19 protein-coding genes and 1 pseudogene are annotated in these 17,328 nt (G+C 29.9%); all 20 read right to left on the reverse strand.

Annotated features, from left to right (window positions below):
* Position 1 precedes the first annotated feature (1 nt).
* Complete coding sequence (locus BLV79_RS01365; RefSeq protein WP_074715449.1) at positions 2–721, reverse strand: TIGR03936 family radical SAM-associated protein; 720 nt, start codon at positions 719–721, stop codon at positions 2–4.
* Positions 705–2,573: a TIGR03960 family B12-binding radical SAM protein gene (locus tag BLV79_RS01370; RefSeq protein ID WP_074715452.1), complete on the reverse strand. Its 1,869-nt coding sequence runs from the start codon at positions 2,571–2,573 to the stop codon at positions 705–707. The genes BLV79_RS01365 and BLV79_RS01370 overlap by 17 nt, the downstream gene beginning before the upstream one ends.
* Before the next feature lie 4 nt (positions 2,574–2,577).
* Positions 2,578–3,858: a bifunctional phosphoribosyl-AMP cyclohydrolase/phosphoribosyl-ATP diphosphatase HisIE gene (gene hisIE / locus BLV79_RS01375; protein ID WP_074715456.1), complete on the reverse strand. Its 1,281-nt coding sequence runs from the start codon at positions 3,856–3,858 to the stop codon at positions 2,578–2,580.
* A 1-nt stretch (position 3,859) separates the two neighbouring features.
* On the reverse strand, positions 3,860–4,453 hold the full coding sequence (gene hisB, locus BLV79_RS01380; RefSeq protein ID WP_074715458.1) for an imidazoleglycerol-phosphate dehydratase HisB: 594 nt from the start codon (positions 4,451–4,453) through the stop codon (positions 3,860–3,862).
* Between the two features lie 14 nt (positions 4,454–4,467).
* Positions 4,468–5,757, reverse strand: coding sequence for a histidinol dehydrogenase (gene hisD, locus BLV79_RS01385; protein ID WP_074715461.1), 1,290 nt, complete (start codon positions 5,755–5,757; stop codon positions 4,468–4,470).
* A gap of 93 nt (positions 5,758–5,850) precedes the next feature.
* The gene (gene hisG / locus BLV79_RS01390) at positions 5,851–6,516 is read right to left on the reverse strand and encodes an ATP phosphoribosyltransferase (protein WP_074715464.1); all 666 of its coding nucleotides are present in this window, start codon (positions 6,514–6,516) and stop codon (positions 5,851–5,853) included.
* 27 nt (positions 6,517–6,543) lie between these two features.
* Positions 6,544–7,728 (reverse strand): ATP phosphoribosyltransferase regulatory subunit, encoded by a 1,185-nt coding sequence (gene hisZ / locus BLV79_RS01395; RefSeq protein WP_074715467.1) that lies wholly within the window; start codon positions 7,726–7,728, stop codon positions 6,544–6,546.
* 145 nt (positions 7,729–7,873) lie between these two features.
* Positions 7,874–8,404, reverse strand: coding sequence for a Holliday junction resolvase RecU (locus BLV79_RS01400; RefSeq protein ID WP_074715470.1), 531 nt, complete (start codon positions 8,402–8,404; stop codon positions 7,874–7,876).
* Positions 8,405–8,443: 39 nt separating this feature from the next.
* Positions 8,444–9,466, reverse strand: coding sequence for an RluA family pseudouridine synthase (locus BLV79_RS01405; RefSeq protein ID WP_242871407.1), 1,023 nt, complete (start codon positions 9,464–9,466; stop codon positions 8,444–8,446).
* A gap of 72 nt (positions 9,467–9,538) precedes the next feature.
* Entirely contained in the window at positions 9,539–10,780 is a 1,242-nt protein-coding gene (locus BLV79_RS01410; protein ID WP_074715473.1) for a YkvI family membrane protein, read from the reverse strand.
* Positions 10,781–10,948: 168 nt separating this feature from the next.
* Entirely contained in the window at positions 10,949–11,248 is a 300-nt protein-coding gene (locus BLV79_RS13335) for an aldo/keto reductase (RefSeq protein WP_408606268.1), read from the reverse strand.
* A gap of 75 nt (positions 11,249–11,323) precedes the next feature.
* A pseudogene (locus BLV79_RS12975) lies at positions 11,324–11,738 on the reverse strand (aldo/keto reductase); the annotation flags it as partial.
* Positions 11,739–11,924: 186 nt separating this feature from the next.
* Positions 11,925–12,122 carry a hypothetical protein gene (locus tag BLV79_RS12670; RefSeq protein ID WP_207645666.1) on the reverse strand — a complete coding sequence of 66 codons (198 nt, stop codon included), beginning with the start codon at positions 12,120–12,122 and terminating at the stop codon, positions 11,925–11,927.
* Between the two features lie 227 nt (positions 12,123–12,349).
* Positions 12,350–13,054 (reverse strand): pseudouridine synthase, encoded by a 705-nt coding sequence (locus BLV79_RS01425; RefSeq protein WP_074715482.1) that lies wholly within the window; start codon positions 13,052–13,054, stop codon positions 12,350–12,352.
* Positions 13,055–13,183: 129 nt separating this feature from the next.
* A complete protein-coding gene (locus tag BLV79_RS01430) occupies positions 13,184–13,789 on the reverse strand; it encodes an ATPase (protein WP_074715485.1) in 606 nt (201 codons plus the stop codon).
* A gap of 11 nt (positions 13,790–13,800) precedes the next feature.
* Positions 13,801–14,283: a pantetheine-phosphate adenylyltransferase gene (coaD, locus tag BLV79_RS01435; RefSeq protein WP_074715487.1), complete on the reverse strand. Its 483-nt coding sequence runs from the start codon at positions 14,281–14,283 to the stop codon at positions 13,801–13,803.
* A gap of 78 nt (positions 14,284–14,361) precedes the next feature.
* Positions 14,362–14,913 carry a 16S rRNA (guanine(966)-N(2))-methyltransferase RsmD gene (gene rsmD / locus BLV79_RS01440; RefSeq protein WP_074715490.1) on the reverse strand — a complete coding sequence of 184 codons (552 nt, stop codon included), beginning with the start codon at positions 14,911–14,913 and terminating at the stop codon, positions 14,362–14,364.
* The gene (locus tag BLV79_RS01445; RefSeq protein WP_074715493.1) at positions 14,913–15,398 is read right to left on the reverse strand and encodes a CinA family protein; all 486 of its coding nucleotides are present in this window, start codon (positions 15,396–15,398) and stop codon (positions 14,913–14,915) included. Before BLV79_RS01445 ends, rsmD begins: the two co-directional genes overlap by 1 nt.
* Positions 15,398–15,961 (reverse strand): CDP-diacylglycerol--glycerol-3-phosphate 3-phosphatidyltransferase, encoded by a 564-nt coding sequence (pgsA, locus tag BLV79_RS01450; RefSeq protein WP_074715496.1) that lies wholly within the window; start codon positions 15,959–15,961, stop codon positions 15,398–15,400. The genes BLV79_RS01445 and pgsA overlap by 1 nt, the downstream gene beginning before the upstream one ends.
* Entirely contained in the window at positions 15,958–17,280 is a 1,323-nt protein-coding gene (gene rimO, locus BLV79_RS01455) for a 30S ribosomal protein S12 methylthiotransferase RimO (protein WP_074715499.1), read from the reverse strand. Before rimO ends, pgsA begins: the two co-directional genes overlap by 4 nt.
* Positions 17,281–17,328: the final 48 nt, after the last annotated feature.

Here is a 17,328-nt window from a genome sequence, read left to right on the forward strand (position 1 = left end):
TTTATAAAATCTCCCTTCCAAATGCAATTAATGGAACCAACTCTTCTTTATCATTAAAAGCAAATACATCTTTACGATGAATTTGAATCGCATCTGTATCATATTCAAGATTTAATTCTTTATAAATTGATTGTAAAACAAGCTCAGGCTTAACATTATTGGTGCTACCAGTAGTCACTTTTATTGAAAATTCAATAGTTCCAGCATTATCTGAAACATCAAACTGTTCAACTAATGGTTTTAAATCCATTTCTTTTTCACTTTTTTTAGTCTTTTTTATAATAATAAAGCTACTTCTATCTATGAATTTTTCTTTTATAATTTCTTTCCACTCATTAGCAGTATATGGGCTATTATAGCCTTCTTTGTACGATAAAGTGTAACTTGCACTTGCAACAACTGACATTGCCTTTTTAGCGTTTTCATACAATTCAACATAATCTAAAACTTCGACGCCCTCAACCATAGTAGCATTCAATCTTTCTATTGCTTCTTTAGTGCTATATGTTGAATTTACCTCTATATCTAAATACTCTCCATCACTCGTAATACCAACACCTAATGGTGCTGCAAAGGACATTATTTGATGAGGTGAAAATCCTTCTGAATAACATATATCAATTTCTGCACGTCTCATGGCTTTTTGAAAATATCTCATCATGTCCAAATGTCCAATAAATTTCATGGCACCATATTTTTTAAACTTAATTCTTATTCTCATAGCATACACCTCCAAGATATTTTCTAGCACCACATCCCGAACAACGCATTCGGCAATTAGGTGTAACTGTTTCTGAAAGTGCTGTATGCCACTCTCTAAGCATAAATTCTTTTGTCACTCCACAATCAATAAAATCCCATGGGAAGACTTCGTCTTCATCTCTTTGTCTAATTGCATAAAAATCTATACTAATTCCACATTTTTCAAATGCTTCTAACCATAAATCATAATTAAAGAATTCGCTCCATGCATCAAAGAAACCTCCATGCTCATATACATATAATATTGCTTGTGAAAGTTTCCTATCTCCACGAGCCAAGACACCCTCTAACAATGTAACATCTGCCTGGTGCCAGTTGTATCTTATACTTTTATGATTTAATTGTGCTTTTACAGTATCATTAACTATCTTAGCTCTTCTTAAATACTCCTCTGGTTCAAACATTCCCGCCCACTGGAATGGTGTAAAAGGCTTTGGAACAAAAAATGAAGTTGAAATTGTAATCTGACATTTTCCATTACGTTCTTGTTTTGGAACAGTGTCATAATACAATGCCGCAATCTCATTTGCTAGTTCTGGAATAGCTTTCATATCCTCTTCTGTCTCAGTAGGCAATCCTAACATGAAATATAGCTTTACTTTATTCCAGCCACCAAGAAATGCCTGATGAGCTCCATCTAGTATTACCTCTTTAGTTAAGCCTTTATTAATAACATCACGTAATCTTTGAGAACCTGCCTCAGGCGCAAAGGTAAGACTACTTTTTTTGATATCTTGAACCTTACTCATAATATCTAAAGAAAACGCATCAATACGTAACGAAGGTAAAGAAATATTAACTCCGTTTCCATTACAATTATCAATTAAGAATGTTATCAATTCATCTAATTGTGAATAATCTGACGAACTCAAAGAACTCAATGATATTTCTTCATGCCCCGTTGCTTTTAACATTTTTACAGCTAAGTCTTTTAGTCTTTCAACATTCTTTTCCCTATTAGGTCTATAAATCATTCCTGCTTGACAAAATCTACATCCTCTAATACATCCTCTTTGAATTTCAAGAACAACTCTATCTTGTGTAACCTTAATAAAAGGTACAATAGGTTTTTCTGGATAAACAGATTCTGTCATATCCATTACTATTTGTTTTTTTACCTTTTTAGGCACATCTTCAAATTTTGGAATCATCTCATCAATTGTACCATTTTCTTTATATGTAACATCATATAAAGATGGTACATATATACCTTCGATTTTTGAAACTTCATGTAAGAATTCTTCTCTAGATTTATTAGCCTTTTTCATAGATTTATATAACTCTATCAAATCATCATACATAATTTCTCCTTCTCCGATATAAAACATATCAAAAAAGTCTGCTATCGGCTCTGGATTATATGTACATGGACCTCCACCTATAACGATTGGATCCTCATTAGTTCTTTCAGCTGCCAAAAGTGGAATTTGGCTCAAATCCAATAATTGCAAAATATTTGTATAACACATTTCATATTGTAAAGTTATACCTAAAAAATCAAAATTTTTAACCGGCTCCTGAGATTCTAATGCAAAAAGAGGTATGTTTTTTTCTTTCATGATTTTATGTAAATCTGGCCATGGCGAATAGACACGCTCACACCACGTGTCTTCTCTTTTATTGAACATATCATATAAAATTTGAATTCCTAAATGCGACATTCCAATTTCGTACACATCTGGAAAAGCCATAGCAAATCTTACATCGACTTGATTTTTATCTTTTTTTACACTATTTAATTCATTTCCAATATATCTTGCCGGTTTCTCAACCTTCATCAAAATACTATCTGATAATGCTAATTTTGTCATATTTTTATTTTGGAGACATTTCTTTAATAATGTCTTCCCAAGTCACTCCTTTTTCAACCATAAGTATCATTATTTTATATAGGAAGTCAGACATTTCTATTTTAAAATCAGTTTGATCTATTGTTTTATATGATAATAAAATATTGATGAACTTTTCTCCTACATTTTGGAGTATCTCATCTGTTCCGCCATCTAATAAGAGTTCATTTTCTACTCTATCAGATGCGTTATCTCGAAAATCTTTTATAGAGTCATACAAACTATCAAGAGCTTTTATTGGATTCTTCTCAACATATTCTTTTTGAATTATATTATTAAAAAAGCATGTACGATTTCCTGTATGACACGCTGCTCCGATTTGAGACACTTTAGCTAATATGGTATCAAAATCGCAGTCTGCCGTCAAGGACTTTACGTACTGAAAATGTCCTGATGTAAGTCCTTTTACCCAAAGTTCGTTTCTACTTCTACTCCAATATGTCATTTTTCCACTAGATATAGTAGCATTAAATGCTTCTTCATTCATATATGCAAGCATAAGTACATCATCATTTCTGTAATCTTGCACAATAACTGGTACCATTTGGTCTGAATTTTTTTTCAAATCATTCCAATGTAATTCCGGCTCATAATTATCCATCTTTATATGATTTTTAGCCAATCTATTCTTTAAATCCATAATATCAATTTTTTTGTTATAAAAGCTGTCCACGCATATACCTCTAACATTTCCATGATGTAAAATTTTAATAATATTATCAATATCGATTTCTTCTAAACAAACAATGTACGGAATACTGGTTGTATTTTCAACCAACTCTATTAATTCTGTATTTTTCAAAACTATTTCATGAAAACATCTATTCATCACATCTTTTTGTTTGAAAATAAAATCAACAGAATTAGCTCCTACAACAACAATATCTTTACTATAATTTTTACTTACTTCAATAGCTGCACTTAATGAAGTTGGTTTTTGACCATTAAAAATCACCTCTACACAACCTGCATACAAATATTTTTTTACATCTGATGCTTGTGTTTCAAGATTTCCTGCACAAACCTTTATATCAATTTGTTTATTAATCTGTTTAATAACCCTTATATTTTTTTCTTGTTCAATATCATTTTCAAACAAATCAAGAATTATAATTTTATCAAAACCATTATCATTATAATATTTACATAAATCTAAAGCATCACCTACTGTTGTAAAATCATTTTCTCCTTTAACAGCAACACCATTTTTTAAATACAATGTAGCTACTACACTTTTTTTTTGCATTCTATAAGCTTCCTTTCGTAGATAAAATTCCCTTAACTCTATCGTCGAACTTTGTTGCATCATCTAAAGCTCTTGCAAATGCTTTAAACATTGCTTCAATAATATGATGATTATTTTCTCCACTAAGCACTTTTATATGAATGTTCATCATAGCAGAATATGAAATCGCATAAAAAAATTCTTTTACCATTTCTGTATCAAAATTACCCACTCGATCCGTTGTAAAATCAGCATCAAAAACTAAATAAGGTCTTCCTGATAAATCTAATGAACATAAAACCAAAGTTTCATCCATTGGAACAAAAGAACTTCCAAATCGTCTTATCCCTTTTTTGTCTCCTACAGCCTCTTTAATAGCTTCTCCTAATACGATTCCGCAATCCTCAATTGTATGATGGCAATCCACCTCTAGATCACCATCACACTGAATGTTTAAATCAAAAAAACCATGCTTTGAAAAACCTTCTAACATGTGATTAAAAAAGCCAATTCCTGTACTGACTTTTGATTTCCCCTCACCATCAATATCAATAATTGCTCTAATATCTGTTTCTCTTGTTTTTCTTTCTACTTGAGCTATTCTTTCACTTGACATATCACTTTCTCCTTTTATTTTTCAAATCTAACTTTTATAGAATTAGCATGAGCTGTAAGTTTTTCAGATTCTGCAAAATAAACTATATCCTTATACACTTCTTCTAATGATTCTCTTGAATAAGATATAATACTTGATTTTTTTATAAAATCATCTACCCCAAGTGGTGAAAAGAATCTTGCTGTTCCATTAGTAGGTAAAACGTGATTTGGACCTGCAAAATAGTCGCCTAATGGCTCACTTGAATATTCACCCAAGAAAATTGCTCCAGCATTCTTTATTTTTGTCATAACTTCAAATGGATTTTTAGTAACAATCTCTAAATGTTCTGATGCAATATCATTGCATGTGCTTATTGCTTCATCCATGCTCTCTGCAACCAAAATATATCCATAATTATCTAAAGATTTTTCAATTATTTCTTTTCTTGATAATTCTTTTGTAAAGTTTATTATTTCTTCATCAACTTTTTGAGCAAGTTCAGCATCAGTAGTAACTAAAATAGCTGACGCAAGTTCATCATGTTCTGCCTGAGACAATAAATCAGCAGCAACATATCTAGGATTTGCTGTCTCGTCAGCAAGTACAAGAATTTCGCTTGGTCCTGCAATTGAGTCAATACCAACATAGCCAAAAACTGCTTTCTTAGCCAATGCAACATAAATATTACCTGGTCCCACGATTTTATCTACTTTTGGTACACTCTCTGTTCCAAAAGCCATTGCCGCTATTGCCTGCGCTCCACCGACTTTGTATATTTTATCTACGCCTGCTTCATTAGCAGCAACTAATGTTTGTGCGTAAGCTTTTCCATTTTCCATTGGAGGAGTGCACATTATTATTTCTTCTACTCCAGCTACTTTAGCAGGTAAAACATTCATAAGAACTGAAGATGGATACACCGCTTTTCCTCCTGGAACATATACACCAACTCTCTCTAAAGGTGTTACTTTTTGACCTAAAAGCTTGCCATTTTCACTTGTAAACCAAGAATTCTGTTTTTGTTTTGCATGATATATTGAAATATTTTCTTTTGCTTTTCTTATTACTTCTACAAGCTTTTTATCGACCTGTTCATATGCCTCTTCAATTTCTTCTTTTGTAACTAAAACATTATCTTTGTTTATGGATGCTCTATCAAATTTCTGTGTAAATTCAAATAAAGCATCATCTTTTCTTTCTTTGACTTCGTTTATAATTGAATTTACTCTTTCTTCAAATTCTGAATAGTTATTTGGACTTCTTTTAATTAGTTTATCTAATAATTCTTCTTTTACATCCTTTGTTAATGTCAACATTCTCATTATAGTATTCCTCCAAGCACTTTAAATAATACATTATTCATTTATTCTTCATAAATTTTTAATAAGATATTTTTACACTATACCTTATTTCTCTTATTTTTTGTTTTTTTCAATCTGTTCTTGAAGTGCCCTAACAATTTTTGTTATTTTTTTGTTTTGCATCTTCATACTGACCTGATTTACTACTACTCTAGCCGATAAATCACAAACTTCCTCTAAAACAACCAAACCATTTTCTCTAAGAGTTGATCCTGTTTCAACAATATCACATATTACAGGTGCAAGACCAACAATAGGAGCTAATTCAATTGAACCATTTAATTTTATAATTTCAACGGTTTGATATTTTTTCTCATTAAAATATTCTTTTGCAATCTGTGGATATTTAGTAGCAACTTTTATTTGTTCATGATGTTGTAATAATTCTCTTGAGCTTTCTGGACCACAAATACACATTTTGCATTTTCCATATCCTAAATCTAATACTTCGTATATATTTCTGTTTTCTTCTAAAATTGTATCTTTACCAACTATTCCAATATCAGCAGCACCATACTCTACGTAAGTAGGAACATCGGGACCCTTTGCCAAGAAAAATTTTAATTTTAAATCTTCATTAACAAATATTAATTTGCGAGTATTCTTATCTTTCATTTCATCGCATCTTATTCCTATTTGTTCAAATAACTCTAATGTCTTACTAGCCAATCTTCCTTTTCCTAAAGCAAAAGTAAGATATTGATTATTATCAAATTCCATTTTTACTCCTCCAATTTATTAACAAATCTATAAAAACTCTACTCTTGAAATATTCATTTTCTTTGCATATTCATAATAATCCTCTTTTGATAAATTTGAATTTTTCATAAGAGTTTGAATATTTTTTCCATCTTTTCTTAATTTGCTGGCTATATTTATAGCTTCTTCAATTCTATCCTCTGAAAAAACTAATAATTCTGTGCTATAGCTTTCTTCTAATTGCTTACTCTGATTTTTCAAAGCATCCATAACCTGATCCACAACTATTGTAAAGCCAATAGCTGGAGTATCTTTTCCAAATCTACTTATAAGCTTATCATAACGTCCACCTTTTACAATTGGTTCTCCTGAGCCATAAGTATATCCCGAAAAAATCATACCTGTATAATAATTATGTATACTTATCATTCCAAGTTCAAATGATACATATTCATCAATCTTATATAGTTTTAATAATTTATATAATTCTTGTAAATTTTGAATAGCAAATAATACTCTATCATATTTTTGAGCATATTTTTCTAATTCATTCAATTTATCTATATCAACACTAAACGTATTAAATCCCTCAAACAGTGCTAATAAATCATTTTCTAAATCCAAGGTTTTTATGAATTTTTCTAATCCCAAAAAGTTTTTATTTACAATCAAGGACTTAATTTCTTCTTCTTGATTTAATGATAAACTTGCGGCTTTAACTAGACCTTCATAATAAAGTGCATGACCAATTGATAGTTGAAATTCATCTAATCCGACTGATTTCAAAGAGTCAACAACCAAGGCTAACATCTCTGCATCAGCAAAGCTAGAGCTATCTCCGATATATTCTGCACCACATTGAGTAGTTTCTTTTAATCTTCCCTGATAATCCGATTGATTAATAAATGTATTCCCTTCGTAGCAAAATCTAAGGGGTAATGTTTCATCCTTGTAATATTTTGCAACACACCTGGCAATAGCAGGTGTATAGTCAGGTCTAAGAACAAGTATTTCCCCGTCCTTATCAAAAAACTTATACATATTACGACAATCAAATGCATTGTTTTGACTATCATATACATTGAAAAATTCTAAAGTAGGAGTTTTTATATCCGAACAGCCGTATTTAATCAACTGATTATGGATTTTTTCACTTAACTTCATTATCTTTCTACATTCACTATTATAGATATCTCTAACACCATCAGGTGTATGTAATAATCTATTATTCATACTAAACCTCCAATTATAATTCTCTCTTTTTATAAATAAATTCTCTTTAAATATTTTATCGTAGTAAAGCATTAGCAAATTACAGTTTTATTATATTACTACATTATATATTCTAGTATCTATTTTGTCAACAAAATAAAACATTTTATCTATCTTCTAAATCTTTTTGTATCCCATCTAAATATGGCACAAACAAACCTGATTCTTTTCTTAGGAAAAACTTTTTATTTAATTCATCATAACGAAAGCTTTTTCTTCCTCCATTTTCTGCTCTATCCCAAAATTTCTTCAATTCTCTTAATGATAAATAATAAAATTCATCACTCATCGTATAATATATTAAGAAAAAAGCTATCCCATCTTGTTTTTCAAAAGATTCCATAAATTTTACTTGATGCTCATGAATATTAGCTAAAGGAAAAGTACTTGTATGACATTCTTTAGCATCAAAGCAAACAGGTATACCTTGCACAACTCCAATATAATCAACCGTACTTTTTTGTTCAAAGTATGCTAATGTGATATGTCTTGTTTTTTTGTCAATCTTAATCGGTGTAATTGGCGTTGGAATTTTTTGTATCAACGCCAAATTATTCTCCAAATATTTCATATTTGTTTTATTAAGCAATTCTTCTAGTATGGATCCTCTTAATCCTCTAGAATTCCAAGTCGGCATAATATTAGTTCTCCTTATACTTGTTTGTTTTATTACATTTTATTGCATCAATTTATCAAAAACAGCAGGAACTGGAGCATAAACTTTATTTTTTTCCTTTAAATCAAGACAATATGCATGTAATAACTGATGTTTAACTTTATATTTTTTATATGCAAATTCATTTGCATTACTATTTCCATATTTCATATCACCAATTATAGGATGACCTATATGTGATAAGTGTGCACGAATTTGATGTGTTTTTCCTGTAATCAAATGTACCTCCAGCATTGTATATCTATCATTACTTTGAACAACTTCAAAAGAAGTTTCTATCAAAGAATACTCTTTTGAAGCTTTAACGTTTGATTCCTTTAATTTTTCATACTTATCTTCTGCAATAATCTCTACTGTATTGTCTTCTCTATCCTTCTTTAAATAACCCTTTAAATAAAGATTTTTCTCAACTTTGCCCAATACAATACATCTATAAAACTTATCAATTGTTCTATTTTTTAAACTTTCTGACATCTGTTGTAAACCATTTAAAGTTTTGCCAGCAATCAATAAACCTGTAGTATTTCTATCTATCCTATTACAAATAGACGGTCTAAATGTCAAGAAATCGTCAAATGACAGTTCTCCACTTCTAATCAAATAACCTATTATATATTCGTTGGCAGAAATATCACTTTCTTTTGCCTTTTGCGACAAAATATTAGCTGGTTTATTAATTATAATTATGTCACTATCCTGATAAACAACTTTTATGTTTGAATCTTTTAAACTAGCTAAATACTCATATTCTTTTTTTGCTTTTTCAATATCTTTTGAAAATTTATCAAATGTTTCATCTGAAAAGAAAATCTTTACAATATCATTTTCTGATAATTTTTCTTTTCCATTAGCCTTCTTATTATTTAGCGTAATATTTTTCTTTCTTAGCATTTTATAAATAAAACTCGTCTGTGCATTAGGCAAAAGTTTATGTAAAAACTTATCTAATCTTTGATTTTGATCATTATTGGAAATTCTAAATTCTTTCATTTTTCTATCAGTATTTGCAATACTATATTGCATGTTCCTCTCTATTTATTTTGATGATTCTATCTTTGTTTATAAACAACCCGTTTTGACGTAATTATAACTAAATTAATCATCTTTATTAATCTGTTCTTCTTTTGCCACTTCTTTAACATCTTGTTTGATATTATCTGTATCGAGAATGGATTCTTCAGCTAATTTTTTCAACAATTTTTTATCTTTTTTTGTATATTCCTGATTCTCGTCATATTTTTTTGAAGCAACTGAAATCATTTTTCTACGAATCATTTTTTCTTTATAAATATTTTGTTTTTCTCTAACCCAGGCTATTAGCAATGTTAAAAGCAATAAAATCCCAATATATCCAAGAATAGGATACATTACCGAAATTAATTGTTTAAAACCTGCAAAACTACATATATATCCTGCAATAACAATACCTATAAGAATTTTATGAAGCCTTTTATTGTCATCCGCTGAAAATCTTTTTGCCAAGGCAAAACAAAGACTAAATGCCGTATTAAATATTAATGCAAAAATTACAAATGTATATATTTGAGCAAAAACAGGATTAATATTTGCAACTATAGCCAACATTGGTATTTCTGCATCCTTTACAACATCAACATTGGCAAATAAAGACGCATACGCACATAAAACTATCAATCCAATCAGAGCACCACCAATAGCGCCACCTTTTCCTGCAATGCCAATTCTTACAACTGAACCTCCCAAAACAAGAGCCATAGAAAAGCCTGTAATTGCACATAATGAATAATAATTTATAGCAGAAAATATAACACTTGACATAGGTGAATCCAGTTTGCTTGCTATATTAGCAAGATGTATAAAATCGTAACTGTGCCCTACATATGTAAAAATTGTAATTACTACAATCATAATTATAATTATTGGTGTAAAGATTCCTAAAACTGAAGTAATCTTATCAAAATCCATAAAAGAAACTATAATTACTATTCCAGAACAAATCAATGCACCAATCCAACTACTTAAGCCAAACTGTTGATGTAAATTGGCACCAGCACCAGCTATCATTACAAAATAAATTATAAAACTGGAAATTATTAAAGTATAATCAATTATCCTAGTAACCATACGAGGTGCAACCTTATCTAAAACATCCTGATGATTGTTTGAATCATAATAGCACCCCAAAGTTACTATAATTTTTCCAAATAAGATATTAAGAGACACTAAAATTAAAATTCCTACAATACCTTTTTTACCAAAACTAACAAAATACTGCATTAAATCCTGTCCTGATGATAATCCAGCTCCAACAATTACTCCTACATAGGCTAATGCTATTCTCAAATACTTTTTTGTCATCGTATCCTCCTTTCTTGATTGTATATGTTAAGCTTTCTAAAATGACTTTTTACATTTTTAAATATTTTAAAAATGGTCAGGACCTCATATGCTTCCTGACCTAATCTTATACTTATATTTTAAATTACTTATTCCTATCTGTCAAACTATCCAATTTTTCTGGACTTCCTATTTGTCTTTTAAAACAAATGGTCTAAAAATATCTGCTCCCATGATTTTTATATTTGTCATATCTGCCGCCTCTTCGAGTTTTTTTATTTCATTATCACTTAATCGTATATCAGCAGCATGTGACAAATCATGAACCTGTTCTGGTTTTCGGCATCCCACCATCGGAATTACACCCTTAGATGCACAAAAAGCTATAGCAACCTGCGGAACCTTTATGTCGTGCCTTCTTGCCACACTAATCATAACTTTATATAAATTTGTAAGCTTTTTAACCTTTCTATTAAAAAGAAAATTCATTAGCGATTTCTTTTGTGGAATTCCATTTTTTTCTAAAATGTTTTTTGCTTTTTTACATTCTTCTAAATTAAAGTTTGAAACTCCTATATACCTTATCTTTTTTTCTTTGTAAAGTTCAATTATTTCCAAAAGATGCTTTTCAATATCCGTAGGCAAATGTAACCAGTATATATCAACATAATCTCTTTTAAAATCATCTAGATCTTTCATAAGAGATTTCCTGACACACCCTTTTTTTATAATGTTTAAATGGTGTATATTTTGCAGAAATTATTATATCTTTAGTTCCAAACTCTCCAATCATATTTTGAGCTTTATCAAATCCATAATCTCTTGCTAAATCATAAGTTACCAAACCACAATCTTTAGCTTCTTTCATAGCATCTTTAATAACATTCTCTGGCACATAGTTCCCTCGAATTATTTTTCCGTATAACTTTCCTCCCCACGAATTTGTTCCAATAACTGCTGAAATATTATTTTTATTCATTATATTCTCCTTAGTACTAAAAATGTATTGTTCTTCAACCTTTTATATTCATCAAATTCTGTAAACAGTCTAAACGTAAGACTTTTTACATTTTTAGCATATTAATTTCACGACCAAAAAGTTTATACTCAATAAAATGATCCCTGTTAGACCTTATAATAAGCATAGACTACGTAAATAGTTCTGCTACTGGTTAGAGATTAATAAATTCAACTTTTTATTATAAAAATCCATAAGTTTATGAGCTAATCTAAGATTGACCATCATTGCTATAATTGCTACAACACTTCCTACAGCATCAATAAATCTAAATTCAATATATCCTGCACAATTATTCAAAACTACTATGCTTATGTGCAAACATATTATGCTCGGAAATCTCACAAATATATCAGGATTTTTTTAAAAAAAACGTTCGAAACCCACAATTTCTTCCATATCATGGAATATAAATATAATAGGCAATAGTAAAATATAATTTTTCATATGCTCCTCCATTCATATAGTATTGATTATATATTACTATTTATAGTTAGTTGTTTCAACCTAAAAAACAGCCCTCTCGGACTGGTTTTTTAGTATTATTATAATAAAATTTAAATCTATCCAATTCAACTCATCTTCAACTCATCTATTTCATTATCTCTCAATGCACGATAACTTCCTTTTTCAAGTCCATCTAAGTTTAAACTTGACATTTCTACTCTCTTTAAATAAGTCACCTTTAAGTTTTTAGCTTCAAACATTCTTTTTACTTGATGAAAACGTCCCTCTGTTATAGTTAAATAAGCAGAATTATTAGGCTCTAATATTTCTAAAACAGCAGGCTTAGTTAATTTTTCATCGCCTATATCGATTCCATCCTTGAATTCCTCAATTAATTTCTTGCTGACCTCACCATCTAATTCAACATAATATTTTTTTGAAACATGATGCGCTGGTGAAAGTAAATGATGAGATAATCGACCATCATTGGTTATTAATAACAATCCCTCCGTATCTTTGTCTAATCGACCAACTGGAGATAAATTCTTATATTTTTTTGTTTCTTCTTTCAAATAATCCATTACAGTTTTATGAAGATTATCGTTCGTCGCTGTTACACAACCACTCGGTTTATAAAGCAAAAAATACTGATATTTCTTGTATTCAATAACCTGATTTAAATACATTATTTTATCATTATACTCATCAATTTTTGTCTCTGGTTTATTGACTTTAATATCATTAACTGTAATTTTTCCTTTTTTAATTAGGCTTTTTACCTCGCTTCTGGTTCCATATCCCAAATCAGCTAAAAATTTATCTAAACGCATCTATCATATACTCTCTTTCATATACTCTTTTCGTACTTCTTTTTTTGTAATTATATTTTTTTATTTGTCTTTAAAATGTGATTATATTAAAAAATCGGCATCAAAAAACTTGACACCGATTATTATAATCTATTCTGACTCTCTGCTAACATTATTTTCCTGAGATCCTTCAATCTCTTTTGTTATGTTATCTCTATCAGGCTTTAACTGCTTTCTATTATCAACTACAACATCTAAATGTTCTTGTAAATTATTAATAAATAATTCATATTTTTCTTGTGATGTTGTAATAGTTCTAGATAAAACCTCCTCAATTGAACATAATTGATCATCAGTATAATTCATAGCACTCAATCTAATCTTATTGGCATCTCTTGTTGCATTATCAAGAATCTCTTGTGCCTGACGTGTTGCAATAGAAACAACTTCATTTGCTTGTGCATACGCTTGTTGCATGATCTGATGTTCACTAACAAGTTCATTTGTTTGAATCTGAGCTTGCGCAATAATCTGATCTGCTTTAGCCTGCGCATCCGCTAATATTGCTTCCTTATTGCTAATCATCTTCTGATATCTTTTTACTTCCTCTGGAATTTTACGTCTTAACTCGACTAACAATTCCTCCATTTCATCCCTATTAACAATAATGTTACTAGGTGAAAATGGTTGTTTCTTACAACCATCAATATAATCTTCAATTTCCTCAATAATCTGTTCCATTCTGCTACTACTCATACAAAAGTCTCCTATCTGTCTTGATATTTTAAATTAATCCTATCTATTAATCGTTCTGGAACAAATTTTGAAATATCTCCCCCATAAGATGCAAATTCCTTAACTATGGTAGAACTCAAATAAGAATATTGCAAATCAGATGTAAGAAAAACTGTTTCAATATTTGTATCCTGAACATGATTAGTCTGAGCTATTTGAAATTCATACTCAAAGTCCGTAACCGTTCTTAATCCTCTAATTATAACACTTGCATCTATCCTCTTCATATAATCAATAAGTAATCCATCAAATGACACAACTGTTATATTTGAAAATTCTTTTGTTTCTTCTATAATCATACTAACACGTTCATCCAAAGAAAACAATGAATTTTTTGAACTATTACGCAAAACTGCTACAATAACTTCATCAAAAATCTTTGCTGCTCTTCCTATTATATCCAAATGTCCCAAAGTCAATGGATCAAAGCTTCCTGGATATACTGCCTTACTCATATTGCCTCCTACAATTAAACTTACAATGAAGTTCTATCTTTTATTATATACCATATTTAACATATTTTTTCTAATACATTATTTTTTTCTAACAAAAATATGTGCGTTCGATTTGTATTTTTTATATTTAATTAATTCATAGCCCAATTCATCCAAATAATCAAATGAAGTCTCTACAGATGCTTCTATGATAATCAAAGTATCTTCTTTTAATAGCGATGAATTTTTCAAATACTCCAAAACTTCTTTTTCGTAATCATTATTATATGGTGGATCCATAAAAACAATGTCAAATTTATATTTATTCTCTATTTTTCTAAGTGCAGAAATTACATCACTCTTAATTAATAAAGAATCCTTCTCAAATTTCGTAAACTTAATATTATCTTCGATGCACTCTTGAGCTTTTCTATTGTTTTCAACAAATACGCTATATAAACCACCTCTACTAAGAGCCTCTATTCCCATTTGCCCACTTCCTGCAAATAAATCTAGAAAATATGCTCCAGCCACATCACCCTGAATCATATTAAATAATGTCTCTTTAATTTGATCAGAAGTCGGACGAGTATTCATTCCAAAAGGTGCTTTAAGTGGTAATCTTCTCGCTGTTCCTGCTATTACTCTCATTATGATACCTCTTCTATTTTATCTACTAAATACTTGATTGCCTCAACAGCTGCTTGTTGTCTGATTTCTTGTCTAGTCCCATTAAAAAACACTTTTTCTGAATATGCCTTTCCCTTAACAGAACATCCTATACATATACATCCCACTGGAACTTCTCTAGTTCCACCATTAGGTCCTGCAACACCAGTTGTTGAAATAGAGCAATCACTACTTGCTGTTTTTGCAACTGCCAAAGCCATAGCCTCGGCCGTCTCATTACTTACAACTCCATACTCATCTATAACTTTAGGATTAACCCCGATTCGATTCACCTTAGCTCTAGATGAATATGTTATAAAACCCTCTTCAAAGAATTCCGAAATACCTGAGATGTTAACTACGGTAGCAGCCACCAAACCTCCTGTACAACTTTCAGCTGTAGATAACTTCCAATTCTTTTCTTTTAATATCTCATATAATCTCTTCTCATAAGTTTTATTTAACATTATTTCTGTTCCTTCAATACATCAATATTTTTAGCCAAATAATCAATTAACGAAATAATAGTTAATGCTAATGCAATATAAGTTAATGCAATACCTAAATAATGTAAAGCTACAAACTTATAACCTAATTCATTTAATTGTCCTTCAACAATTAATGAAATAATCATTAACATCTGAAACGTAGTTTTAAATTTTCCCCAATAACTAGCTGCAATAACAATACCATTATCAGCTGCGACCAATCTAAAACCACTAATCACAAATTCTCGTGCAATAATTATTATTACAATCCACGAAAACAATTGTCTTGTTTCAACAAGACAAATCAAAGCGGAACACACTAACAATTTATCAGCTAACGGATCCATAAATTTTCCAAAATCCGTAACCAAATTATACTTTCTAGCGATTTTTCCATCAGCCATATCAGTTAAACTAGCTACAATAAAAATTGCTACTGCAATAAATTTTCCATATCCTTCAAACCATGGTGCTAGGACAAAGAATACGAAAAAAGGAATCAATATCACTCTGAATAAAGTTAATCTGTTTGGTAAATTCATACTAATTCTCCTATCAAATCATATTCATATGCACCAGTGACCTTTACATTAACCATGTCACCAGTCATAAGTTCTTTATCTGTGTCTATAAAAATATAACCATCTACGCCTGGAGCATCTCTATAAGTTCTACCAATATAAACATTTTCATCAGCAACTTTTCCTTCAACAAATGCTTCTAGGATACGTCCTACCATCTGCTCATTCTTTTCAAAACTGATTTCTTCTTGTAATTCCATAATATCAAGCTGATAATCTTTTTTTACATCTTCAGAAATCTGATCATCATAAGAAGCTGCTGGTGTTCCTTCCTCAGGTGAATATGTAAACGCACCTAATCTATCAAATTCAAATTTGTCTACAAACTCAAGCATTTCCTCATGAGCCTCTTTGGTTTCACCCGGAAAACCTGTAATCAAAGTAGTTCTTAATGTTATATCTGGTATCTTATTTCTAAGATTTGTTATAATTCTTTCTATGTCTTTTTTATTAGTTTTACGATGCATTCTTTTTAATATATCATCATTACAATGCTGAATTGGCATATCTAAATAATGACATACTTTTTTATTTCTGATAATTGATTCAATCAATTCATCATAAATTTCTTCTGGATAACAATATAAAATTCTAATCCATTTTAAACCTTCTATTTCATTCAATGCGTCTAATAATTTATGCAATGATTTTTCTTTATATAAATCTATACCATAAAGTGTAGTTTCCTGAGCAACCAAAATTAATTCTTTTACTCCAGCCTCAACTAACTCTGTTGCTTGTTTAACTAATTCTTCAATTGGAATACTTCTGTAATTTCCTCTTATATATGGAATAATACAATATGTACATCTTTTATTACAACCTTCCGCAATTTTTAGATATGCATAATGTCCTCCTGTCGTAACACTTCTTTTAGAATCAATCTTTGGAAATCCTTCAAAATCTTTCATACATTTATAATATGTATTATTCAATGTTTCTTTTACGGCATCCAAGATTGTGTCATACGAATTAGTTCCAATAATTGCATCAACCTCTGGAATTTCTTTCTTTATCTCATCTTGATATCTTTGAGCCAAACATCCAGTAACAATTAATGACTTACAATTTCCTGTTTCTTTTTGTTGAGCCATCTCAAGAATAGTGTTAATGCTTTCTTCCTTTGCATCACCAATAAAACAGCAACTATTAACTATTATAATATCAGCTTCTGTTTCATCGTCTGTAAGTGTAATTCCATTTGCAGTCAACTTACCTATCATAAATTCTGAATCTACTAAATTTTTATCACAGCCCAGTGAAATAAATAATAACTTCATATAACCTCACTTTTAAAAGGAATGGCATAGCCATTCCTTCGTTTTTAT

Source organism: Lachnobacterium bovis DSM 14045 (assembly GCF_900107245.1).
Taxonomy (GTDB): domain Bacteria; phylum Bacillota; class Clostridia; order Lachnospirales; family Lachnospiraceae; genus Roseburia; species Roseburia bovis.

Bases quoted from the DNA above. Each gene is read 5' to 3' on its own strand.
- BLV79_RS01400 (WP_074715470.1), bottom strand. From the start codon at position 8,404: ATGCCGACTTGGAATTCTAGAGGATTAAGAGGATCCATACTAGAAGAA.
- pgsA (WP_074715496.1), bottom strand. From the start codon at position 15,961: ATGAATTTACCAAACAGATTAACTTTATTCAGAGTGATATTGATTCCT.
- BLV79_RS01365 (WP_074715449.1), bottom strand. From the start codon at position 721: ATGAGAATAAGAATTAAGTTTAAAAAATATGGTGCCATGAAATTTATT.
- BLV79_RS01430 (WP_074715485.1), bottom strand. From the start codon at position 13,789: ATGAGTAGTAGCAGAATGGAACAGATTATTGAGGAAATTGAAGATTAT.
- hisIE (WP_074715456.1), bottom strand. From the start codon at position 3,858: ATGCAAAAAAAAAGTGTAGTAGCTACATTGTATTTAAAAAATGGTGTT.
- hisZ (WP_074715467.1), bottom strand. From the start codon at position 7,728: ATGAATAATAGATTATTACATACACCTGATGGTGTTAGAGATATCTAT.
- hisD (WP_074715461.1), bottom strand. From the start codon at position 5,757: ATGAGAATGTTGACATTAACAAAGGATGTAAAAGAAGAATTATTAGAT.
- hisB (WP_074715458.1), bottom strand. From the start codon at position 4,453: ATGTCAAGTGAAAGAATAGCTCAAGTAGAAAGAAAAACAAGAGAAACA.
- BLV79_RS13335 (WP_408606268.1), bottom strand. From the start codon at position 11,248: ATGAATTTTCTTTTTAATAGAAAGGTTAAAAAGCTTACAAATTTATAT.
- BLV79_RS01445 (WP_074715493.1), bottom strand. From the start codon at position 15,398: ATGTTAAATAAAACTTATGAGAAGAGATTATATGAGATATTAAAAGAA.
- BLV79_RS01425 (WP_074715482.1), bottom strand. From the start codon at position 13,054: ATGCGTTTAGATAAATTTTTAGCTGATTTGGGATATGGAACCAGAAGC.
- hisG (WP_074715464.1), bottom strand. From the start codon at position 6,516: ATGGAATTTGATAATAATCAATATCTTACTTTTGCTTTAGGAAAAGGA.
- rimO (WP_074715499.1), bottom strand. From the start codon at position 17,280: ATGAAGTTATTATTTATTTCACTGGGCTGTGATAAAAATTTAGTAGAT.
- BLV79_RS01370 (WP_074715452.1), bottom strand. From the start codon at position 2,573: ATGACAAAATTAGCATTATCAGATAGTATTTTGATGAAGGTTGAGAAA.
- rsmD (WP_074715490.1), bottom strand. From the start codon at position 14,913: ATGAGAGTAATAGCAGGAACAGCGAGAAGATTACCACTTAAAGCACCT.
- coaD (WP_074715487.1), bottom strand. From the start codon at position 14,283: ATGAGTAAGGCAGTATATCCAGGAAGCTTTGATCCATTGACTTTGGGA.
- BLV79_RS01405 (WP_242871407.1), bottom strand. From the start codon at position 9,466: ATGCAATATAGTATTGCAAATACTGATAGAAAAATGAAAGAATTTAGA.
- BLV79_RS01410 (WP_074715473.1), bottom strand. From the start codon at position 10,780: ATGACAAAAAAGTATTTGAGAATAGCATTAGCCTATGTAGGAGTAATT.